General features: G+C 73.6%; 24 protein-coding genes. 17 read left to right on the top strand and 7 right to left on the bottom strand.

Annotated features, from left to right (window positions below):
- Positions 1-8: 8 nt before the first annotated feature.
- Both BS83_RS28300 and BS83_RS28295 read left to right on the top strand, forming a co-directional pair.
- Entirely contained in the window at positions 9-917 is a 909-nt protein-coding gene (locus BS83_RS28300) for a TauD/TfdA dioxygenase family protein (RefSeq protein WP_037606277.1), read from the top strand.
- Positions 918-1,072: 155 nt separating this feature from the next.
- The gene (locus BS83_RS28295) at positions 1,073-1,372 is read left to right on the top strand and encodes a hypothetical protein (RefSeq protein WP_037606275.1); all 300 of its coding nucleotides are present in this window, start codon (positions 1,073-1,075) and stop codon (positions 1,370-1,372) included.
- On the opposite strand, the gene BS83_RS28290 is transcribed toward BS83_RS28295, so the two are convergent.
- The 3 genes from BS83_RS28290 to BS83_RS28280 all read right to left on the bottom strand — a co-directional run bounded on the left by BS83_RS28290 (position 1,346) and on the right by BS83_RS28280 (position 3,163).
- Positions 1,346-1,978 (bottom strand): DUF2231 domain-containing protein, encoded by a 633-nt coding sequence (locus BS83_RS28290; RefSeq protein WP_051944175.1) that lies wholly within the window; start codon positions 1,976-1,978, stop codon positions 1,346-1,348. The two genes, BS83_RS28295 and BS83_RS28290, sit on opposite strands and share 27 nt — an antisense overlap.
- Before the next feature lie 9 nt (positions 1,979-1,987).
- The gene (locus tag BS83_RS28285; RefSeq protein ID WP_037606274.1) at positions 1,988-2,434 is read right to left on the bottom strand and encodes an ATP-binding protein; all 447 of its coding nucleotides are present in this window, start codon (positions 2,432-2,434) and stop codon (positions 1,988-1,990) included.
- 120 nt (positions 2,435-2,554) lie between these two features.
- Entirely contained in the window at positions 2,555-3,163 is a 609-nt protein-coding gene (locus BS83_RS28280) for a hypothetical protein (RefSeq protein WP_157597348.1), read from the bottom strand.
- A gap of 289 nt (positions 3,164-3,452) precedes the next feature.
- On the opposite strand from BS83_RS28280, the gene BS83_RS42270 reads away from it, so the two are divergent.
- The 3 genes from BS83_RS42270 (at position 3,453) to BS83_RS28260 (ending at position 5,529) form a co-directional block, all read left to right on the top strand.
- Positions 3,453-4,058, top strand: coding sequence for a hypothetical protein (locus BS83_RS42270; protein WP_051944173.1), 606 nt, complete (start codon positions 3,453-3,455; stop codon positions 4,056-4,058).
- A complete protein-coding gene (locus BS83_RS42265; protein ID WP_051944172.1) occupies positions 4,055-4,792 on the top strand; it encodes a hypothetical protein in 738 nt (245 codons plus the stop codon). The genes BS83_RS42270 and BS83_RS42265 overlap by 4 nt, the downstream gene beginning before the upstream one ends.
- An 86-nt stretch (positions 4,793-4,878) precedes the next feature.
- Entirely contained in the window at positions 4,879-5,529 is a 651-nt protein-coding gene (locus BS83_RS28260) for a Bax inhibitor-1/YccA family protein (RefSeq protein ID WP_037606271.1), read from the top strand.
- 58 nt (positions 5,530-5,587) lie between these two features.
- On the opposite strand, the gene BS83_RS28255 is transcribed toward BS83_RS28260, so the two are convergent.
- Together BS83_RS28255 and BS83_RS28250 are read right to left on the bottom strand one after the other, a co-directional pair.
- Positions 5,588-7,117: an MFS transporter gene (locus BS83_RS28255; protein WP_037606270.1), complete on the bottom strand. Its 1,530-nt coding sequence runs from the start codon at positions 7,115-7,117 to the stop codon at positions 5,588-5,590.
- Entirely contained in the window at positions 7,114-7,731 is a 618-nt protein-coding gene (locus tag BS83_RS28250; protein ID WP_037606268.1) for a TetR/AcrR family transcriptional regulator, read from the bottom strand. Before BS83_RS28250 ends, BS83_RS28255 begins: the two co-directional genes overlap by 4 nt.
- A 108-nt stretch (positions 7,732-7,839) precedes the next feature.
- Between BS83_RS28250 and BS83_RS28245 the strand changes: the two genes are divergently transcribed.
- From BS83_RS28245 to BS83_RS28230, 4 genes are all read left to right on the top strand, one after another.
- On the top strand, positions 7,840-8,352 hold the full coding sequence (locus BS83_RS28245) for a phosphatase domain-containing protein (protein ID WP_037606267.1): 513 nt from the start codon (positions 7,840-7,842) through the stop codon (positions 8,350-8,352).
- 31 nt (positions 8,353-8,383) lie between these two features.
- On the top strand, positions 8,384-8,719 hold the full coding sequence (locus BS83_RS28240; protein WP_037606266.1) for a hypothetical protein: 336 nt from the start codon (positions 8,384-8,386) through the stop codon (positions 8,717-8,719).
- Positions 8,720-8,918: 199 nt separating this feature from the next.
- Positions 8,919-9,230, top strand: coding sequence for an STAS domain-containing protein (locus tag BS83_RS44335; RefSeq protein WP_037606265.1), 312 nt, complete (start codon positions 8,919-8,921; stop codon positions 9,228-9,230).
- Positions 9,231-9,448: 218 nt separating this feature from the next.
- Positions 9,449-9,703, top strand: coding sequence for a hypothetical protein (locus tag BS83_RS28230; protein ID WP_037606264.1), 255 nt, complete (start codon positions 9,449-9,451; stop codon positions 9,701-9,703).
- Positions 9,704-9,714: 11 nt separating this feature from the next.
- Here the strand turns inward: BS83_RS28230 and BS83_RS28225 are convergent, their stop codons facing one another.
- The gene (locus BS83_RS28225; protein ID WP_037606262.1) at positions 9,715-10,803 is read right to left on the bottom strand and encodes a carboxylate-amine ligase; all 1,089 of its coding nucleotides are present in this window, start codon (positions 10,801-10,803) and stop codon (positions 9,715-9,717) included.
- A gap of 104 nt (positions 10,804-10,907) precedes the next feature.
- Here BS83_RS28225 and BS83_RS28220 point away from each other — a divergent pair, with 104 nt between their 5' ends.
- From BS83_RS28220 to BS83_RS28185, 8 genes are all read left to right on the top strand, one after another.
- Positions 10,908-11,135, top strand: a complete 228-nt coding sequence (locus BS83_RS28220) for a hypothetical protein (RefSeq protein WP_157597347.1) — start codon at positions 10,908-10,910, stop codon at positions 11,133-11,135.
- A 106-nt stretch (positions 11,136-11,241) separates the two neighbouring features.
- Positions 11,242-11,613 carry a hypothetical protein gene (locus tag BS83_RS28215; protein ID WP_037606260.1) on the top strand — a complete coding sequence of 124 codons (372 nt, stop codon included), beginning with the start codon at positions 11,242-11,244 and terminating at the stop codon, positions 11,611-11,613.
- 121 nt (positions 11,614-11,734) lie between these two features.
- Positions 11,735-14,797 (top strand): FAD-binding and (Fe-S)-binding domain-containing protein, encoded by a 3,063-nt coding sequence (locus tag BS83_RS28210; protein ID WP_037606259.1) that lies wholly within the window; start codon positions 11,735-11,737, stop codon positions 14,795-14,797.
- Entirely contained in the window at positions 14,794-15,330 is a 537-nt protein-coding gene (locus tag BS83_RS28205) for a DUF1360 domain-containing protein (protein WP_037606258.1), read from the top strand. The genes BS83_RS28210 and BS83_RS28205 overlap by 4 nt, the downstream gene beginning before the upstream one ends.
- Positions 15,327-16,445 (top strand): enolase C-terminal domain-like protein, encoded by a 1,119-nt coding sequence (locus BS83_RS28200; RefSeq protein ID WP_037606257.1) that lies wholly within the window; start codon positions 15,327-15,329, stop codon positions 16,443-16,445. The genes BS83_RS28205 and BS83_RS28200 overlap by 4 nt, the downstream gene beginning before the upstream one ends.
- A 21-nt stretch (positions 16,446-16,466) precedes the next feature.
- Positions 16,467-17,009, top strand: coding sequence for a DUF6328 family protein (locus BS83_RS28195; protein WP_063774243.1), 543 nt, complete (start codon positions 16,467-16,469; stop codon positions 17,007-17,009).
- A gap of 68 nt (positions 17,010-17,077) precedes the next feature.
- Positions 17,078-17,251: a hypothetical protein gene (locus tag BS83_RS28190; RefSeq protein WP_037606256.1), complete on the top strand. Its 174-nt coding sequence runs from the start codon at positions 17,078-17,080 to the stop codon at positions 17,249-17,251.
- A 152-nt stretch (positions 17,252-17,403) separates the two neighbouring features.
- Positions 17,404-17,751 carry a helix-turn-helix transcriptional regulator gene (locus BS83_RS28185; RefSeq protein WP_037606255.1) on the top strand — a complete coding sequence of 116 codons (348 nt, stop codon included), beginning with the start codon at positions 17,404-17,406 and terminating at the stop codon, positions 17,749-17,751.
- 29 nt (positions 17,752-17,780) lie between these two features.
- On the opposite strand, the gene BS83_RS42260 is transcribed toward BS83_RS28185, so the two are convergent.
- Entirely contained in the window at positions 17,781-18,149 is a 369-nt protein-coding gene (locus BS83_RS42260; RefSeq protein WP_051944170.1) for an STAS domain-containing protein, read from the bottom strand.
- Positions 18,150-18,209: the final 60 nt, after the last annotated feature.

Genomic DNA, 18,209 nt, shown 5'->3' with positions numbered 1-18,209 from the left:
GAACCACCATGTCCAACACCGGATTCGACGTCCGCAGGATCGGCGGCCGGATCGGCGCCGAGATCACCGGCGTCGACCTCGCCGAGGAATTCGACGGCACGCCCGACGCGGCGCTCGTCGCCGACATCAACACCGCGCTCCTGGAGCACAAGGCCCTGGTCTTCCGGGGTCAGCACCTGGACGACGCCGGTCAGTTGCGCTTCGCCTCGCTCTTCGGCGAGCTGACCACCGCGCACCCGACCGTCCCCGCCGTGGACGGACAGCCGCACATCCTGCCCGTCGACGGCGACGAGGGGGTGCGCGCCAACCAGTGGCACACCGACGTCACCTTCGTGCGCACCCCGCCGAAGGCGTCGACCCTGCGCGCCCTGGTGGTGCCGCCCTACGGCGGCAACACCCTGATCGCCAACTCCCAGACCGCCTACCGCGATCTGCCCGAGTCGCTGCGCGAGTTCGCCGACCGCCTGTGGGCCGTCCACACCAACGACTACGACTACGCGGCCCCCAGGGACGACAAGGCCGCCGAGCGGCGCCGGCAGTTCGTCTCGCGGAAGTACCAGACCGCCCACCCGGTCGTGAGGGTGCACCCCGAGACCGGTGAGCGCGGTCTGTTCATCGGCGGCTTCGCCCGCAGCCTCGTCGGCTTCGGGCCCTCGGACTCCCGTGACCTGCTGCGCCTGCTGCAGGCCTACGTGACCCGGCCGGAGAACGTCGTCAGGATCGCGTGGAACCCCGGCGACCTGGTGCTCTTCGACAACCGCGCCACCCAGCACTACGCGCCGGACGACTACGGCGACCTGCCCCGCCTGCTCCACCGCGTCACCGTGGCCGGTGACGTCCCGGTCTCCGTCGACGGTGCGCGCAGCCACGTCATCGAGGGCGACGAGGCCGCGCACTACACCCCGGCCGCCGCCTGACGCACCGAAGGCCCGGCGATCCGCGCGCGCGTGGGGCCGCGCGGATCGCCGGGCCGACCAGGTCCGTCCGGCCGGGTTTGGGCGGGGCGCGGCGCGGTCAGACGCGAGGTGCAGCGCCCGGTCCGGTGTGGGGCGGAGCTGTCGAGGAGGGCGTGATGCGAGGTGGCTACCAGCTCCGGGCCGAACACCGGCCCGCGAATCCGGGGCGGGCGGTCAGGCGGTGGCACGTCGTGCCCGCCCACCGTCTGACCGGGCTGTGCCGGCGGCTGACGGAGCCGGTGGCCGAGGTCAGGCCGATCGCCGACTGCTGGGACGTCGACCTCGACCTGCGCTGCCCCGAATGCTGGGCCCAGTACGCGGTGCTCAGCGCGTCCCTGCCGGCCTGGGCGGACTCGTGGAGCCCCGGCCGTGCCCGGCGCGGAGTGCCCTCACGCGGCGCCGGACGCGGGGACTGAGGCGTCGCGGAGGCGTCCGTCCGCGGAAGCCCGGCCGGCCGTGTCCGGATCGGCCGCGGCGTCGGGGAACGTCGCGTGCGCGAGATGGCCGCCGATGATCCCGCCGACCGTGGCCACGGTCAGGCCCGCCCAGCCCAGGGCCCGGCCGCGGAAGCCGTGCCCGCGCAGCCGGGCGAGCAGGGAGGCCGAGTACAGCAGGATCGCGGTGACGTTCGAGGCCGCGTGGACCAGGCCGGTGCGCTGCTGCGCCGGGGGCAGCTCGGCCCAGTCGACCCAGCCGGCCGCGTTGCTGGGCACGGCGCCGAGCAGCCCGAGGGCGACCAGGCCGGTCGCGGCCCGGCCCTCGTGCGGCACCAGGTCCAGCACCGCCGCGCTGGTCCAGCAGCCGATCGGCACCTGGACCAGGGCCGGATGCAGCGGATGTCCCAGCCACGTTCCGCGCAGCGCGTCGCGCGCGTCGCCGACGGGGAGGGAGCGGATCGCCGAGGCCAGCGGTGCGGCGACGGCGTCGAGTCGCTCGAGCGTTCCGAGCGCGTCCAGGGCCCGGCCCAGCGGTGCGGATCCGGGATCCGCCGCCGGGCTCGCGTTGACGAGTGGGGTGTCCATGGCGCGCGGCTAACCGCGCTCGGACCCGGTAAACGCGGAGAGCTCCGCCCAGACCGTCTTGCCGCCGGACGCCGGCGTGGAGCCCCAGGACGCGCTGAGCCGGTCGACGATGTAGAGGCCGTGTCCGCCGATGCGCTCCGCCCGGTGCGGCAGCACCGGGTGCGGTCGCTCCGGACTGCGGTCGGTCACCTGGATGCGCAGGCGCCCCTGGGCGCAGTCGAGGTCCAGGCTGCACGGCCCGCCGGCGTGGTTGTGGGCGTTGGCCAGCAGTTCCCCGGCCACCAGCAGCGCGTCCGCGTCCGGCGGGGCGCTGTCCGCTCCGGTGGGGTGCACCTCGTCCCGGCACTCGGTGAGCGCCCGGCGCACGAAGTCGATGCCGATCGGGACGCAGACGGCGTCGCCGCGCTCGGCGAAGACGATGCGGTAGTGGTGGGAGCTGGGGGAGGGGTTCGGCACGGGGCGGGACCCCGGCGGTCGGGAAGGCGGAGATACTCGCATGACGATTCCTGGTCGTATTCGGCTGGTGACGCTCCGCGCCTGCCCCGGAAGGGGCGCGTCATTCCTGCGGACGCCGGCTCAGCCGCAGCGTGCGGGAGTGCCGTTGCCGGAGAGCTGGACCAGCGCGCAGAGCGTGGTGTCGGAGACCTTCCAGACGCCGCCCTCGAGGACGGCCTTTCCCGAGGATCCTGACAGCGCCGGAGCGCCGCTCTCGCAGAGGTCGAAGGTGACGGTGGCGGTGGTGGGACCGGTGAAGTCGACGGCGGTGACGGTGACGGTCGCCTTGGAAGCCAGCGGGTTTCCGGCGAAGCCCTGCAGGACCGGCGCGTAGGCGGCGCCGTTCTCCAGCAGCGCGACCCGCTGGGCGGCGGGGGTGGCCGCGTTGAAGAAGGTCGCGTAGTTGGTGGCGACGGCCTTGGCGGCGCCCGTGGGGTCACTCGGTCCCGATCCGCCGACCCGCGGAGCAGTCCCGGTGCCGCAGGCCGCGGCGACCGCCCCGCCGGTGCCGGCGGGTGACGCCGGTCCCGACGCGGCCGAGGTCGCGGGGGCGCTGGTGCCGGGCGGCGCGCTCGGAGTGGGGGAGGAGTTGTTCGTCGAACTGCTGCCGCAGGCCGCCGCGAGCATCAGCAGCCCTGCTGCCGCGCCGACTGCGAGGATGTGACCACCGGGCGCTGTCATGGCGCTCACCGCCTAGGAGCTTCGGGCCCACGGACATGACCCCCGCACCGGAACCGCCCGCGAGCGGGCCCCGGCCCTCCCTTCGCCATCCGTTCCACTACCCGGCTCGCGCCCGTTCAAGCGGCCGGGCAGGGATCGGGCGGGGATCGGGCGCTCCCGCCGCTCGCGTAGCCGCGGCGCGGCGGGGTAGACGCCCGCGGTCGACACGTTGCGTGGGGAGCGGCGAGGGGGCCGGCGGGGGGCCGCGGGCTCCGGGGTCCCGAGCGGGTCACAGCCGCCCTCGAAGGGAGAGTGTGACATGCCGGTTCAGTGGGTCGTCGCCCTGGTGGCCGTCGTCGCCGTGGCGATCTGTGCGGTCGTGACCGTCCGGTCGAGGAGCGGATCCCGGCGGCTGAGGGAGCGTTTCGGGGCGGAGTACGAAACGGCGTTGACTGCCCATCAGGGAAACGCCAGGCGGGCGGAGCGGGCGCTGCGCGAGCGTGAGCGGCGTCTGGACGCCGTCCCCCTCCGGGCGCCCGACGCGGCCGGGGCGGAACAGGTGCGCTCGCGATGGCGCGGTCTGCAGCGGCAGTTCGTCGACGCGCCTGCCGCGGTGCTGGGGTGCGCGGTGGAGGCACTGGAGGAACTGCTCGACGACATGGGCCTGCCCGCCGACCGCGAGGACCGTCAGGCCGTCCTGCGGTTCCGCGGCGAAGAGGTGCTACGGCGCTACCAGCAGGCACACGGGGTCGCGGCGCGCGCGGACGGCGGCACGGCGTCGACCGAGGAACTGCGCGAGGGCTTCCTGAGCGCCAGGAGCGTGTGCGAGCTGCTGCTCACGGCGGAGGATCTGCCCCGCGTCGAACGCACCGACCGCGCCGAACGCGACGACGAGTCCCGGCTGACGAGTGGGAGGGCACGGTGAGCGAGAGGAACAGCCTGGAGAAGCAGGTCGGCTACGGCGTCCGGGTGGACGGTGCGTTCGCCCGCTCGCAGCGCCCCGACCCGGAGACCCCGGACCGGGAGCGCCCGCACGAGAAGGGCCCGGACGACGAATCAGTCGCCCAGGCGGCCCCGGCGACTCATGAGCCGCCGACGGCGTCGGAGGTACCGGCAGCGCGGGACGCCCGGGAGATCCCCGCGGTACACGAGGCCCCGGACACGGTCGGTCCCCCGGACGTGCCGGAGGTACAGGGCGTCCCGGACACGGTCGGTCCGCCGGACGTGCCGGGGGCGGCCGACACGGACGACGCGCCGGTTCCGCCGGACATGTCGGACGCCCCGGAATCCCCGGCGGAACCCGTCCTGCCGCCGGTCGACGCGGCTGCGGCATCCGTGGCGCCCAGGGCGCACGCGGGTCCGCACCGGTCCCCGGTCCTGGAACCGCAGGTCGCGCAGCGCCTGCGCGACGACTGGCAGCAGGTGCAGTACGACTTCGTCGACGACCCACGCCAGGCGGCCGAGCGGGCCGACGCGGTCGTGGTGCGCGCCACCCGGCGCGTCGCCGAGGCTCTGCTGGCCCGCAACGCCGAGGTCAGGGGCCAGTGGCAGGCGCTCGGACCGGGCAGCGCCGCCGTGGACACGGGCACCTCGACCGAGCAGCTCCGCGTCGTGCTGCAGCAGTACCGGGACGTGCTGAACCGCGTGATCGACCTCTGAGGCCGTCGCGCGGCGCGGCGGGCCGCTGTTCGGGGTAACTGGCTGAGACCTGGGGATTCCCCGGCCCGTGTGGGTACACCAGGACCATGTACGACACGACAACGGCCCGCCGCAGCCAGGCGGTCTCGACGAACACGCTGTTCGCCCGCACCATGAGCTTCGTCGCGGCCACCGCCGCGCTGTTCGCCCTAGGCGCGTACGTCGGGCGCGACTTCACCCATGGGGCGGGCTTCGTCGCCTTTCTCGGCGCCTTCGCGGCGCTGATCGCGATGCGCTTCACCGCCGCCCGCTCCCGGGAGGCGACGGTCGCGCTGCTCGGCGCGTTCGGCCTGCTCATGGGCGTCGCGATGGCGCCGACGCTGGTCTACTACGCGACGACCGATCCGCAGGCCCTGTGGCAGGCCGGTGGTGCGACCGCCCTGTTCATCGGGGCGCTCGGCTCGGCCGGCTACGCCACCAACCGCGACCTGTCCGGCCTGGCCAGGGTCTGCTTCTGGGCACTGCTGGCGCTGCTGCTCTTCGGCGTTGTGGCGATCTTCGTGCGGATCCCGCACGCGTCGCTCATCTACAGCGTGCTCGGGCTGGTCATCTTCGCCGGGTTCACCCTCTTCGACTTCCAGCGGCTGCGACGTTCGCAGAACATCGCCTCCGCCCCGCTGCTGGCGGCGTCGATCTTCCTGGACATCCTCAACGTGTTCCTGTTCTTCCTGAACATCTTCGGAGGCAGGCGGGACTGACGACGCCCGGCCGCGACGCGGGGTGCGCGTCGCGGCCGGGCGGTTCGGGCGGGTGCCGTCAGTGGGCGAAGACCGGGGCCGCGTCCTCGGAGCCGACCTCGGCGTCGCCGCCGTGGTGCTCACCGTGGTGGTCGGTGTTCAGCGGCCTGGCGTTGACCAGCAGGCCCGCCGACAGGGCGGCCAGGGCCAGCAGGCCCGCGGCGATCCAGTACGCGGTGGAGAACCCGTGGACCATCGCGGCCAGCTTGAGCTGGGCGCCCGCCGCCTGCGAGTGGACCTGCGCGGCGTGCGAGTGCACGTAGTTCGTCGTGGCGTTGTTGGCGATCGTGCTCAGCAGCGAGGTGCCGATCGCGCCGCCGATCTGCTGCGAGGTGCTGACCATCGCCGAGGCCACGCCCGCGTCCTGCGGCTTGACGCCGCGGGTCGCCAGGTTCATCGCCGGCATGAACACCAGGCCCATGCCGAAGCCGAGCATGAGCAGGGCGGGCAGGACGTGGGTCGCGTAGGAGCCGCCGACCGAGATCTGGGTCAGGATCAGCATGGCCGCCGAGGCGATCAGCGCGCCGGGGACCATCAGCGCCCGGGTCGGGACCTTTGGCAGCAGCCGGACGGCGACCTGCGTGGCGCCGATCATCATGCCGACGACCATCGGCAGGAACGCGAGGCCGCTCTTGAGCGGGCTGTAGCCCAGGACGACCTGGAGGTAGTAGGTCAGGAACAGGAACGCGCCGAACATGCCGACCACGGCGATGCCGATGGTCAGGTACGCGCCACCGCGGTTGCGGTCGAGCACGACGCGCAGCGGCAGCAGCGGAGCCCGGGTCCGGGACTGGACGAGGACGAAACCGGCCAGCAGGACCAGGGCGGCGGCGATGAAGCCGAGCGTGGTGGTCGAGGACCAGCCGTCGGTCGACGCCTTGGTGAAGCCGTAGACGAGGGAGGAGAGACCGGCGCCGGCCAGCAGGATGCCGGGGATGTCCAGGCGGTTGGGGTTGCGGCTGCCCTCGGGCTCCCTGATCTCGAAGATCGCGCCGGCCACGGCGACGACCGCGATGATCACGTTGACGTAGAGCGTCCAGCGCCAGCTCGCGTACTCGGTGAGCGCGCCGCCGAGGATCAGGCCGATGGCCGCGCCGCCGCCGGAGATCGCGCCGTAGACGCCGAACGCCTTGGCGCGCTCCTTGGGCTGGGTGAACATGACGGTCAGCAGCGACAGCGCCGCCGGGGCGAGGATCGCGCCGAACGCGCCCTGCAGGGCGCGGGCGCCGAGCAGCATGCCGGTGTTGACCGCCGCGCCGCCGAGCGCAGAGGCGCCGGCGAAGCCGATCAGGCCGATGACGAAGGCGCGGCGGCGGCCCCAGCGGTCGGCTATGCGCCCGCCGAAGAGCAGCAGTCCGCCGAAGGCCAGGGCGTACGCGGTGACGACCCACTGCCGGTTCGCGTCGCTGATGCCCAGGTCGTGCTGCGCGGAGGGGAGGGCGATGTTCACGATGGTGCCGTCGAGGACGACCATCAGCTGGGCCAGGCCGATGAAGGCCAGGGCCCGCCATCGCCGAGGGTCGAGTGCCTGGGCTGTCGACTCGTTCATGACGAGGGGGTCCTTGTCTGGTTCTGGTTCGGGTGTGCGGCGAGGGGGAGGACGATCCGGTCGATGACCTTGAGGATGAAGGCGGCGTCGGGCGGCCTGCCGGTCAGGATCAGCTGGTGGAAGACCATGGAGGGCACGATGTCCGACAGCAGTTCCACGTCCGGGGCGGGCGGGATCTCGCCGCGCTGGATCGCGTGGTCGAACACGGTGCGGAAGACGGCCTTGCGGGGCGCGACGAACTGCTCGGCGAAGACCTCGCGCAACTGGGCGTCGCGGACCAGGCCCGAGACCAGCCCGGCCTGGACGTCCACCCTGAAGGAGTCGTCCGCGTCGTGGGCGTGCGAGGTGAGCGCGAGCAGGTCGCCCCGCAGCGAGCCGGTGTCGGGCTGCTCCAGCCTGGCCTTCATGTGGCTGACCGCGTCGACGACCAACTCGGCCTTGCCCGCCCAGCGGCGGTAGCACGTCGCCTTTCCGGCCCCGGCGCGCGCCGCGACGGCGTCGACGGTCAGCCGGTCGTAGCCGACCTCGGCCAGGACCTCGAGTGCGGCCTGGCGCAGCGCGTCGTCGCGGGAGGCGTCGCGTTTGCGTCCGGGGACGTGGCTGGTCTGTGTCATCGGGTGCTCACCCCCTCAAAGCAGAACGGATTAGTATCGGAACGCTATCGTATCGATACGAGTCCGTCTCGTAAAGTCGGGCCCGGATGTCCCGATAATCTGGTCGGCGTGACGACGCCGACGACGAGGGACGCCAGGCCGCTGGCCGTGTTCGACCTGGACGGCACACTGGCCGAGACGGGGCACCGGCAGCACTTTCTGGAGGGGCAGCCCAGGGACTGGAAGGGCTTCTTCGCCGCGCTGCACCTCGACCCGCCCCTGGGCGAGGGTCTGCGGCTGGTCCGGGAGGCGGCCGCCAGCTGTGAGGTCGTCTACCTGACCGGCCGTCCCGAGCGCTGCCGCAGGGACACGCTGGACTGGCTGAAGCGCCACGGCCTGCCCGAGGGGCGCCTCTGGATGCGCGACAACGCCGACCGCCGTCCGGCGCGCACCATGAAGCTGGACGTCCTGCGCGATCTCGGCCGGCGTGGGGTGGTCAGCCTGCTCGTGGACGACGACGAGCTGGTCTGCCACGCGGCCGAACGGGCCGGCTTCCGGGTCGTCAGGGCCCGCTGGGCCAGTACCTCGCGCGGGCGGTCCACGGCGCTGCGCGACGCGCAGGAGCGGGACGGCAGGACCTGAGACTGTCGGCGTCTGCCGGTAGCCTCCCGGCATGACCAGTGGACAGTGCACCGCGGCCGTCACCCTCACGCCCGAGGAGCGCCGGCGCCTCGACGAGCTGCCGGGAGCGGTCGACTCCACCGTCGACGCGGGCGGCTGCGCCCACGCGGCCGGTCACGACGGGCCGCACGCCTTCCTCGTCCAGGTGCAGGAGGTGTCGGACGAGGGCGTGCACTGGTGGGTCGTGTGGGAGGGTCCGGCGCAGCCGGGCGGCCGTGGCCACGCGATCCTGGCCGTCCCGCCGTGCTGGGAGCCTGCGCTTCGCGAGGGCGGGGACGTGCACGGCTGCCTGCTGCCCGCAGGGCACCTCGGCGACCACCGGGGGTAGTCCGCCCGGTCGCTGGTCTGGGTGGGCGATCTTGGACGTCCAGTCGGGTGAGGCGGATCGGCCGCCCATGTCCCGTCAGCGGGTGGGGCGTTGGCCGGGTGTGACTACTTCGGACGGCAGTCCCATACTGGCCCCCCATGCCCACGACGAGCTCGGCGACGACGCGGCGCCGCCCGTCATAACGGTCCTCTCCTGTCGGGTGAGCGGATCGACCCTCACCGTCGAGATCGCCGGAGAGGCCGACCACTTCAGCGTCGCGCCGCTGCGTCCGATACTGACCCGCGCGGCCGAGGGCGGCTGCACCCGGCTCGTCCTGGACACGTCCCGGATCCGGTTCGCCGACTCCGGCCTGCTGTCGGTCCTGGCCCTGTGGCAGGGAGCGGGACGGCGACTCGTACTGCGGCGGCCGTCGCCGTCCGTGCAGCGCCTGGTCCGGGTGATGGCCGCCGCGGACCGTGCGGATCGACGCGTCGGCGGCCCGCTGTGCGCATCCCGGCCAACGAGCGCCTGACGCAACGGGATCGGGGTGCCCGACGGCGTACGGGGGGAACGCCGCCGGGCACCCCGACGCTTCTGATTGTAATGCAACGGACAAGTCAAAGTCGAGCCCGTCCTGCTGACGGTGCGTCACCACTCGCCGGACTGCCGGGCGGAGAGCCGATAGTCCGGCGGATTCGGGGTAGACGCCAGGAGCCAACGACATCTCCATTGTCAGGGAGGGCAGTTCCTATGGGCAGCACCTTCGCTCACGCCTCGGAGAAGACCACGGCCGCAGCCCACACCGTGTCCGACCAGGCCGGCCGGCTGGCACGCCGCGCCGCCGCACAGACCGGCACCGTCCTCGACCGGGCCCGGGTCGGCCTCGGGCGGCCGCCGCGCCGTTCCGTCTCCCGGCCCACCAAGACGCTGATCGGCGCCTTCGCGGCCGGCGCCGTGACCGCCGCGGCCGTGGCCTGGGCGAGCCTGCGCGGGCGGGTGGACTGAGCCCGGTCCGCTCACCAGTCCTGGGTGATCAGGTCCAGCACGCCGGGCACACCACCCGCCCGGTACGCCTGCAGCTGACGCTGCGCCGGGGTCCCCAGGAGCAGCAGCCGGTCCACGCCCGCCTCGACGACCGAGAGGTCGCCGAGGCGGGCGAGCTCGTGCTCGGTCCGTTCGACGAGCGCGGCCACCACGGTCGCGGCGGGCCGCTGCCGGCCGTCCCTCGGGTCGCAGAGCGAGCCGGACAGTCCGTGGCGGGCGGCCCACCAGGTGTTCGCCGCCAGAAGCTCGCCGCTGACCTGCGGCAGCGGGACGCCCTCCCGCCCGTCCGCGAGCGCCCGCAGCACCAGGGCCCTGACCAGGCCCGCGTAGAGGACGGCGTCGGCCGGCCCCGGTTGCACGTCGAGCACGCGCACCTCGACGGTCGGGTAGCGCTCGGACGGACGCGCGTGCCAGTAGAGCTGTCCGCGATCGGTGATCAGCCGGGCCCGGAGCAGCGCATGGACCCGGTCCTCGTAGTCCGCCTCGGACGTGAACGCGGGCGGGGGACCGCTGACCGGCCAGCGGCCGAAGAGCAGGGTCCGCCAGCTGGCGTAGCCGGTATCGGCTCCGTCCCAGAGCGGCGAGTTGGCGCCCATCGCGGCCAGCACCGGCAGCCAGGGCCGCAGCCTGGTCACCACGGCCACCGCCGCCGCCCGGTCGGGGACGCCGACGTGCACGTGCATGCCGGTGATCAACTGCTCGTCGACCAGCCTGCGCTCCCTGTCCCGCATCCGGGCGTAGCGTTCCCCCTCGGACACCGGCGTGCACGTCCCGCCGCGTGCGGGCGCCGCGCCGGTCGCGGCGACGCGGCAGCCGACGGCGGCCGCGGCCGCCCGGACCGCGGCCCGCAGGCGGCGCAGCTCCGTCGCGACCTGCTCCAGCGTCTTGCAGACCGGCGTGGCGATCTCGATCTGGGCCTGCAGCAGCTCGGGCGTCACCTCCCCGTCGCGGACGGAGGGCAAGGCGGAGGCGACAGCCTGCACGCGCGGACACTCCGCCGTCGGCAGGCCGGTCGCGGAATCGAGCAGCAGGTACTCCTCCTCGACGCCAACGGTCACCATGCGCGGCGTGTACCCCCGGCGAGGGGGCGAAACCGGTTTCCGACGCGTGGGGCGGGTAGCCGCGGCGGGAAACCGCACGGGAGCGAGCCGAGGAGATGACGTCCGTGCAGATTCCCCTGATGTGGCGCAAGGACGGCGACGGCGAGGTGATGGTTCCTGCCCCGGTCCTGTCCGAGCTGCTGCGGCAGATCGCCGAGCAGCTCGCCCGCTGGCCCGAGCAGGGCGCGGACCGGAGCACCGTGGACGCGGTCAGGGTCGTGCTGCGGCGGACCGCGGACCGGATCGACGTCGACAGCAGCACCATGGCCGCCGAGGCGGACACCGAGCCCTGAGCGCCCACCCTGAGGGGGCCCCTCAGCGCGGACACGCACCGGTTCGCCGCGAGGGTGCGGGGTAGCCGCCGAGGGGACGCAACCCCGCGCGAGGAAGGGAAGGGCGATGACGACGAACCCCGTGATCTGGGGCTACCGCAAGGACGCCGGACACCAGGACTCGACGGACCTGGCCGGGTTCGGGGTGGAGGCGCTGGACGGAAGGATCGGCAAGGTCGTCGATGTCGGCAAGCACGAGACCTACGGCTCGTACCTGGTCGTCGACACCGGCCCGTGGATCTTCGGCAGGCTGGTCGTGCTGCCCGCCGGCGCCGTCTCCCTGGTGGACCTGCCGCGCGAGATGGCCTTCGTCGACCGCACCCGGCAGGAGATCAAGGACGCGCCCGAGTTCGACCGGCTGATCCAGCCGCCGGAGGCCGCCTATCTGGAGCGGCTCGGCAGCTACTACGGCGCGCTCTACAGCCGCCACGGGATCTGATCCGCAGGAGACCGGGGCCGCCGCGGCGAGGTTTGTCCCGGTCCGCTTCGGTCAGACGCGCCGGGAAGCCGGGCGCGGCCCCGGGCCGAGTGACGCGTCGCGTGGCGGAAGGGATCGGGCGATGGCCGAGGAGCTGGACCTGGCGGGGCTGGAGCGGGCGCTGCGGGACGAGGTGGACGGCGAGGTCCGCTTCGACGCGGGCAGCCGCGGGGCGTACGCCACCGACGGTTCGAACTACCGGCAGGTCCCGCTCGGCGTCGTGGTGCCCCGCCACGTCGAGGCGGGGGTGGACGCGCTGGCGGTCTGCTCCCGCTTCGCCGCGCCGGTGCTGTCGCGCGGCGGCGGCACGAGCCTGGGCGGACAGTGCACCAACGCAGCGGTGGTCGTCGACTGGACCAAGCACTGCGACCACCTGCTCTCCGTCGACCCTCAGGCGCGGACCTGCGTCGTCGAGCCCGGCATCGTGCTGGACGCGTTGAACCGACAACTGTCCGAGCACGGGCTGATGTTCGGTCCCAAGCCGTCCACGCACAGCCACTGCGCGCTGGGCGGGATGATCGGCAACAACTCCTGCGGCGCCTCGGCCCAGGCCTACGGCAAGACCGCCGACAACGTGCACCGGCTGGAGATCCTCACCTACGAAGGGGTGCGCTGCTGGGTCGGCCCCACCGGCGAGGACGAGTACCGGCGGATCCTGGCCGAGGGCGGGCCCCGCGCCCGCCTGTACCAGGGACTGCACGAGCTCGCCGCCCGACACCTGGCCGAGATCCGGCGCGGGTACCCGAAGATCCCGCGCCGCGTCTCCGGCTACAACCTGGACGAGCTGCTGCCGGAGAACGGCTTCGACCTGGCCCGCGCGCTGGTCGGCAGCGAGGGCACCCTCGCCACCGTGCTGCACGCCGAGCTCCGGCTCGTCCCGGTCCCGGCCGCGGACGCGATGCTGATCCTCGGCTTCGACGACATCTGCGCCGCCGCCGACGCCGTCCCCGACCTGCTCGCCCACTCCCGACCCGCCCAACTGGAGGCCGTGGACGGGCGGATGGCTCAGCTCATGCGCGAGGAGCACGCCCACCTCGACTCGCTGGCCCAGCTCCCCGAGGGCGACAGCTGGCTGCTGCTGCAGTTCACCGGAGACACCAAGGAGGAGGCCGACGCGCAGGCCCACGCCCTGCTGCGCGCCCTGGGCCGGTCGGAGAAGGACGCCACCGTCGCGCTCTCCGACGACCCGGCCCGCGAACAGGAGATGCTGAAGACCCGTGAGGCCGGACTCGGCGTCACCGCCCGTCCGCCCGACGGGCGGGAGACCTGGGAGGGCTGGGAGGACTCCGCCGTCCCGCCCGAGCGCCTCGGCGACTACCTGCGCGACCTGGAGCGGCTGTTCACCGCCTACGGCTACCAGCAGGCCTCGCTCTACGGCCACTTCGGGCAGGGCTGCGTGCACACCAGGATCCCCTTCGGGCTCACCGACGCCCGGGGGATCAGGGACTTCCGGCGCTTCCTGGAGGACGCGGCCGATCTGGTCGCCTCCTACGGCGGTTCGCTCTCCGGCGAGCACGGCGACGGCCAGGCCCGCGGGGAGCTGCTGCCGCGGATGTTCGGGCAGCCGCTGGTGGACGCCATGGGCGAGATGAAGCACCTGTTCGACCCCGGCGACCGGATGAACCCCGGCAAGGTGGTCCACCCGCACCGCGTCGACGAGGACCTGCGGCTCGGGGCGCAGTGGCGGCCGGAGCCGCTGGAGACCCACTTCGCCTACCCGGACGACGACCACCAGTTCACCCGGGCGGTGATGCGCTGCGTCGGCATCGGCAACTGTCGCACCCACGAGGGCGGCGTGATGTGCCCGTCCTACCGGGCCACCCGCGAGGAGGAGCACTCGACCAGGGGCCGGGCCCGGCTGCTCTTCGAGATGCTCGGCGGGCACGCCGACTCGGCGGTCAAGGACGGCTGGCGCTCCACCGAGGTGCACGACGCGCTGGACCTCTGCCTGGCCTGCAAGGGCTGCAAGTCCGACTGCCCGGTCGGCGTCGACATGGCCACCTACAAGGCCGAGTTCCTCGCCCACCACTACGAGGGCCGGCTGCGTCCGCCCGCGCACTACGCGCTCGGTTGGCTGCCGCTGTGGGCACGGCTCGCCCGCGTCGCACCCGGGCTCGCCAACGCGGCCCTGCATGCCCCGCTGCTCGCCGGTGCGGGCAAGCGGCTCGCGGGCGTCGCCCCGGACCGGGAGGCCCCGCTGTTCGCCGCGCGGAACCTGCAGGAGTGGTGGCGGGAGAGCGGGCGCGCGACCCCGGACCCGCGGGACCCGCGCACCGTGCTGCTGTGGCCGGACACCTTCACCAACCACTTCCATCCGCACATCGGGCAGGCCGCGGTCCGGGTGCTGGAGGACGCCGGATTCCGGGTCGCGCTCCCCGAGACCACCGTGTGCTGCGGCCTGACCTGGATCTCGACCGGCCAACTCGCCACCGCCAAACGGATTCTGCGCCGCACCGCGGAGACCCTGCGGCCCTGGCTGGAGGCCGGCACCCCGATCGTCGCCCTGGAGCCCTCCTGCGCCGCCGTCTTCCGCTCCGACGCCCCCGACCTGCTGCCCGCCGACCGCGACATCGCCCGGCTGACCGGACAACTGCGCACGCTGGCCGAGCAACTGGTGCACCACGCGCCCGAGGACTGGAGTCCGCCGCGGCTGACCCGCGCCGCCACCGTGCAGACCCACTGCCACCAGCACGCGGTGCTCGGCTTCGACGCCGACCGGGAGCTGATGCGCCGGGCCGGGATCGACGCCGAGGTGCTGGACGCCGGCTGCTGCGGCCTGGCGGGCAACTTCGGCTTCGAGAGGGGCCACCACGAGCTGTCGCTGAAGATCGCCGAGGGCGGGCTGCTGCCCGCGGTTCGCGCCACCGCGCCCAGCGCGTTCGTCCTGGCCGACGGCTTCAGCTGCCGCACCCAGATCGACCAGGCCGGCACCGGCCGTCAGGCCGTGCACCTGGCCGAGGCCCTCGCCCTCGGCCTGGACGGCCCCGCTCCCGGTGACCACCCGGAGAAGGCCGCCGGCCGTCCGGCCGAACACGCCGGTCCGGCCTGCGCGTTGACCGCCGCGGCGGCGGGCGGACTGCTCGGGGCCGCCGCGCTCACCACGCGCGCCGCGTCGCGCCGAGCATCGAGGAGGAAGCGCTCATGAGGCCCGTCGCCGACGTCTGGGACAAGCTCCAGCAGCATCTCCAGGGCGAGGCGCACGCATACGCCCCGGACCAGGACCGGCCCCTGGCCGGCTACGCGGGGGTGATGGGCGTCTACGCCGTCACGGCCCTCGGCCTCGGCGCGGCGGCCCGGCTGACCCGCCGACCGCTGCCGCAGCCGACGCCCTGGGACGTGACCCTCGCCGCCCTGGCCACCCACCAACTCGGACGGATCATCGCCAAGGACCCGGTGACCAGCCCGATCCGTGCCCCCTTCACCCGCTTCGAGGGCACCAGCGGGCCCGCCGAGCTGGCCGAGGACGTGCGCGGCGACGGCGCGAGAAAGGCGGTCGGCGAGCTGATCAGCTGCCCGTTCTGCATCGGCATGTGGATCGCGACCGGCTTCACCGCCGGGTCCGTCTTCGCACCCCGGGCGACCCGCCTGGTCACCGCCACCTTCGCCACGCTCGGGCTCTCCGACCTGCTCCAGTTCGCGCGGGTGCGCGCCCAGCACGCCGCCGAGGAGGACACATGACCAGCGCCCCCGCCCCGGTCGTCGACGCGCTCACGGTCCAGGTGCTCGACTTCCCCACCGACGCGCCGGAGGCCGACGGCACCGCGAGCTGGGACTCCACCACCATGGTCCTGGTCCAGGCCGACTCGGGCACCGCGTCCGGCCTCGGCTGGACCTACGGCGCGGCCGGCGCGGCCTCGGTGGTCCACGACCTGCTGGCCGACTGCGTGGTGGGGCGCAGCGCCTGGGACGTGCCCGCCGCCAACGAGGCCATGACCCGGGCACTGCGCAACGCCGGGCGTCCCGGCATCGGCGGCTACGCCCTCTCGGCGGTGGACGTGGCCCTGTGGGACCTGAAGGCCCGTCTGCTGCAGCTCCCGCTGGCGGACGTGCTGGGACGGGCCAGGCGTTCCGTCCCCGTCTACGGCAGCGGCGGCTTCACCAGCTACGACGACGCCCGCACGGAAGGGCAGCTGCGCGCCTGGACCGAGGACCGGCGGATCCCGCGCGTCAAGATCAAGATCGGGGAGGGGTGGGGTTCGGAGGAGCGGCGGGACCTGGCCAGGGTCGAGCTCGCCAGGAAGACCGTCGGCCCGGACGTCGAGCTCTACGTCGACGCCAACGGCGGATACGGCGTCACCCAGGCGATCCGGCTCGGCCGCGCGCTGGTGCGCGAGCACGATGTGCGCTGGTTCGAGGAGCCGTGCTCCTCCGACGACCTGCCGGGCCTGGCCCGGATCCGGGACGCGCTGGACACCGAGGTCGCGGCGGGGGAGTACGGGTTCACGCTGCCCTACTTCGACGCCATGGCCCCCGCCGTCGACTGCCTCCAGGCCGACGCCACCCGCTGCGGCGGTCTGACGGTGTGGCTGCGGGCGGCGGCGGTGGCGCAGGCCCACGGCCTGCAGCTGTCCGGCCACTGCGCCCCGCACGTCCACGCCCACGCCGCCTGCGCCGTCCCGAACCTGCGCCATCTGGAGTGGTTCCACGACCACGTCAGGATCGAGGCCCGTCTCTTCGAGGGCCACCTCGATCCGACCGGCGGCGAGATCCGCCCCGGCGAAAGCGGCGCCCCTGGTCTCGGCCTGACACCCCGCCACGACGTCCTCGAGCGCCACCGTCGCCCGGGGACCTGAGCAGGGACCCAGGAGCCCGTCATGCCCGAAGTGAGCGGAGACCGGCACGAGAGCCGCGACGAGGCGGCGGACCGGCGGTGGACGGACCTGGTCCAGGAGGTCCGCATCGCCCAGACCGGCGCGCAGATCATGTTCGGCTTCCTGCTCTCGGTCGCCTTCACCGACCGTTTCGCCCGGCTGCACGGCTTCGACCGGACCCTGTACGAGATCGTGGTCATCCTCGGTGCGGTGGCGACCGGGACCCTGATCGCACCCGTCACCTACCACCGCCTGCTCGCCGGACACCACGTCAAACCCCGGATGGTGCGGGCCGTCAGCCGTCTCGTCGGCCTCGGCGTCACGCTGCTGGCACTGGCGATCGGCTGCGCGCTGCTGCTGCTGATGCGGGTCGCCGGACTGGGCTGGGCGGCCTGGCTGGTCGCCGGCCTGGTGCTGTCCTGGTTCGCGCTGTGCTGGGTGGCCCTGCCGCTGTTCCTGCGCGCCCGGCGCAGCCCTCCCAGGGTGCCGGGCCAGGACGGCGCGCCGCGGGCGGACCGGCAGCGGAGCCCCGACCGACCGGTGTGACCGGCCTGCCGACCTGCCTGTGTGAATGTTGAACGAGCGGGCACACGCGGCCCGAGGAGGTGTCTTGCATGTTGATTCTCGTACTCGTGCTGCTGCTGGCGATCGTTCTCGGGGGCATCGGGTTCGCCGTGCACATCCTGTGGTGGGTGGCGCTCGCCGTGCTCGTGCTCTGGCTGCTGGGGTTCGTCGCCCGCGGCGGGGACCGGGTAGGGGGCGGCCGGAGTCGTTGGTACCGCTGGTGAGGACCGGGGTGGAGCCGCTGGGCGCAGTCCGCTGCGGGGCCCAGCGGCTCCACCCCGTCCGGCCGTTGGTGTGCGGAGATCCGGCGTCGGGATCGTACGAATGAGGTGTCCGACCTCACGAAGCGTGAAACGGAAGTCGTACGATGGCGGGTATGGAGCAAGTGCCGGGTACTCGCGCGACGTGGACGTTTCTCACCAACCACGCGCGCGTGCTGGTCCAGATCTCGCGCGACCCGGGAGTGCGCGTCCGCGACATCGCCCTGCACTGCCTGCTGACCGAGCGTGCGGTGCAGCGGATCATCACCGACCTGGAGCAGGGCGGCTACCTCACGCACACCCGGGTCGGCCGCACCAACCACTACCAGGTGTCGGCCGCAGCCCCCCTGCGGCATCCCGCGGACGCGGGGCCCTCCGTGGCCGACCTTCTCGCACTGCTCGGCGACCACCTCGCGGCGGACGACGGCGAGAGCCGGGCGGGGAACGGTCCGCAGCCCGCCTGACGACCGTCCTGACAGCCGTCCCGGGGGCCTCAGAGTGCGCGGAGCGCGGCGCCCAGACTCTCGTGTGTCGGGAAGAGGCCGTCGGCGCCGGTGACCTCCAGCACCCGGGCGGCGATGCGCGGCACCGCGCTCAGATGAACGGTCACGCCGAGACTCGCGGCGTCGAGGCGCAGCCGCAGGACCGAGTTCAGCGCGGCGGAGCCGAAGAAGCTGACGTCGGCGAGGTCGACGACCACCGCGTGGAACCCGGTGGGGGACCTGCCGAAGACCAGCGACTCCGGGTCGGCCAGGTCGAGGTCTCCGTGCAGGCGGTAGACCAGCACGTTCTCGACGATCTCGCAGGAGTACAGGGTCGGCCGCCGGCCGATCGGCTGTCCCTCGTGGCGCGTCTGGTCCATGGCCCCTCGTCCGAGACCTCTCTCGTCGGCGACCGTCGGCGACGGCGGACGCGTGGCGCA

Source organism: Streptacidiphilus rugosus AM-16 (genome assembly GCF_000744655.1).
Classification (GTDB): Bacteria; Actinomycetota; Actinomycetes; order Streptomycetales; family Streptomycetaceae; genus Streptacidiphilus; species Streptacidiphilus rugosus.
This window is presented reverse-complemented; position numbering and strand designations above follow the sequence as displayed.

What these genes read in the sequence shown, in the direction of transcription:
- BS83_RS28215 (WP_037606260.1), top strand. Translation starts at nt 11,242, where the DNA reads ATGACGACGAACCCCGTGATCTGGGGCTACCGCAAGGACGCCGGACAC.
- BS83_RS28290 (WP_051944175.1), bottom strand. Translation starts at nt 1,978, where the DNA reads ATGGACACCCCACTCGTCAACGCGAGCCCGGCGGCGGATCCCGGATCC.
- BS83_RS42270 (WP_051944173.1), top strand. Translation starts at nt 3,453, where the DNA reads ATGCCGGTTCAGTGGGTCGTCGCCCTGGTGGCCGTCGTCGCCGTGGCG.
- BS83_RS28295 (WP_037606275.1), top strand. Translation starts at nt 1,073, where the DNA reads ATGCGAGGTGGCTACCAGCTCCGGGCCGAACACCGGCCCGCGAATCCG.
- BS83_RS28240 (WP_037606266.1), top strand. Translation starts at nt 8,384, where the DNA reads ATGACCAGTGGACAGTGCACCGCGGCCGTCACCCTCACGCCCGAGGAG.
- BS83_RS28190 (WP_037606256.1), top strand. Translation starts at nt 17,078, where the DNA reads ATGTTGATTCTCGTACTCGTGCTGCTGCTGGCGATCGTTCTCGGGGGC.
- BS83_RS28230 (WP_037606264.1), top strand. Translation starts at nt 9,449, where the DNA reads ATGGGCAGCACCTTCGCTCACGCCTCGGAGAAGACCACGGCCGCAGCC.
- BS83_RS28300 (WP_037606277.1), top strand. Translation starts at nt 9, where the DNA reads ATGTCCAACACCGGATTCGACGTCCGCAGGATCGGCGGCCGGATCGGC.
- BS83_RS28225 (WP_037606262.1), bottom strand. Translation starts at nt 10,803, where the DNA reads ATGGTGACCGTTGGCGTCGAGGAGGAGTACCTGCTGCTCGATTCCGCG.
- BS83_RS28210 (WP_037606259.1), top strand. Translation starts at nt 11,735, where the DNA reads ATGGCCGAGGAGCTGGACCTGGCGGGGCTGGAGCGGGCGCTGCGGGAC.
- BS83_RS28250 (WP_037606268.1), bottom strand. Translation starts at nt 7,731, where the DNA reads ATGACACAGACCAGCCACGTCCCCGGACGCAAACGCGACGCCTCCCGC.
- BS83_RS28260 (WP_037606271.1), top strand. Translation starts at nt 4,879, where the DNA reads ATGTACGACACGACAACGGCCCGCCGCAGCCAGGCGGTCTCGACGAAC.
- BS83_RS28200 (WP_037606257.1), top strand. Translation starts at nt 15,327, where the DNA reads ATGACCAGCGCCCCCGCCCCGGTCGTCGACGCGCTCACGGTCCAGGTG.
- BS83_RS28255 (WP_037606270.1), bottom strand. Translation starts at nt 7,117, where the DNA reads ATGAACGAGTCGACAGCCCAGGCACTCGACCCTCGGCGATGGCGGGCC.
- BS83_RS28195 (WP_063774243.1), top strand. Translation starts at nt 16,467, where the DNA reads ATGCCCGAAGTGAGCGGAGACCGGCACGAGAGCCGCGACGAGGCGGCG.
- BS83_RS28185 (WP_037606255.1), top strand. Translation starts at nt 17,404, where the DNA reads ATGGAGCAAGTGCCGGGTACTCGCGCGACGTGGACGTTTCTCACCAAC.
- BS83_RS28205 (WP_037606258.1), top strand. Translation starts at nt 14,794, where the DNA reads ATGAGGCCCGTCGCCGACGTCTGGGACAAGCTCCAGCAGCATCTCCAG.
- BS83_RS42260 (WP_051944170.1), bottom strand. Translation starts at nt 18,149, where the DNA reads ATGGACCAGACGCGCCACGAGGGACAGCCGATCGGCCGGCGGCCGACC.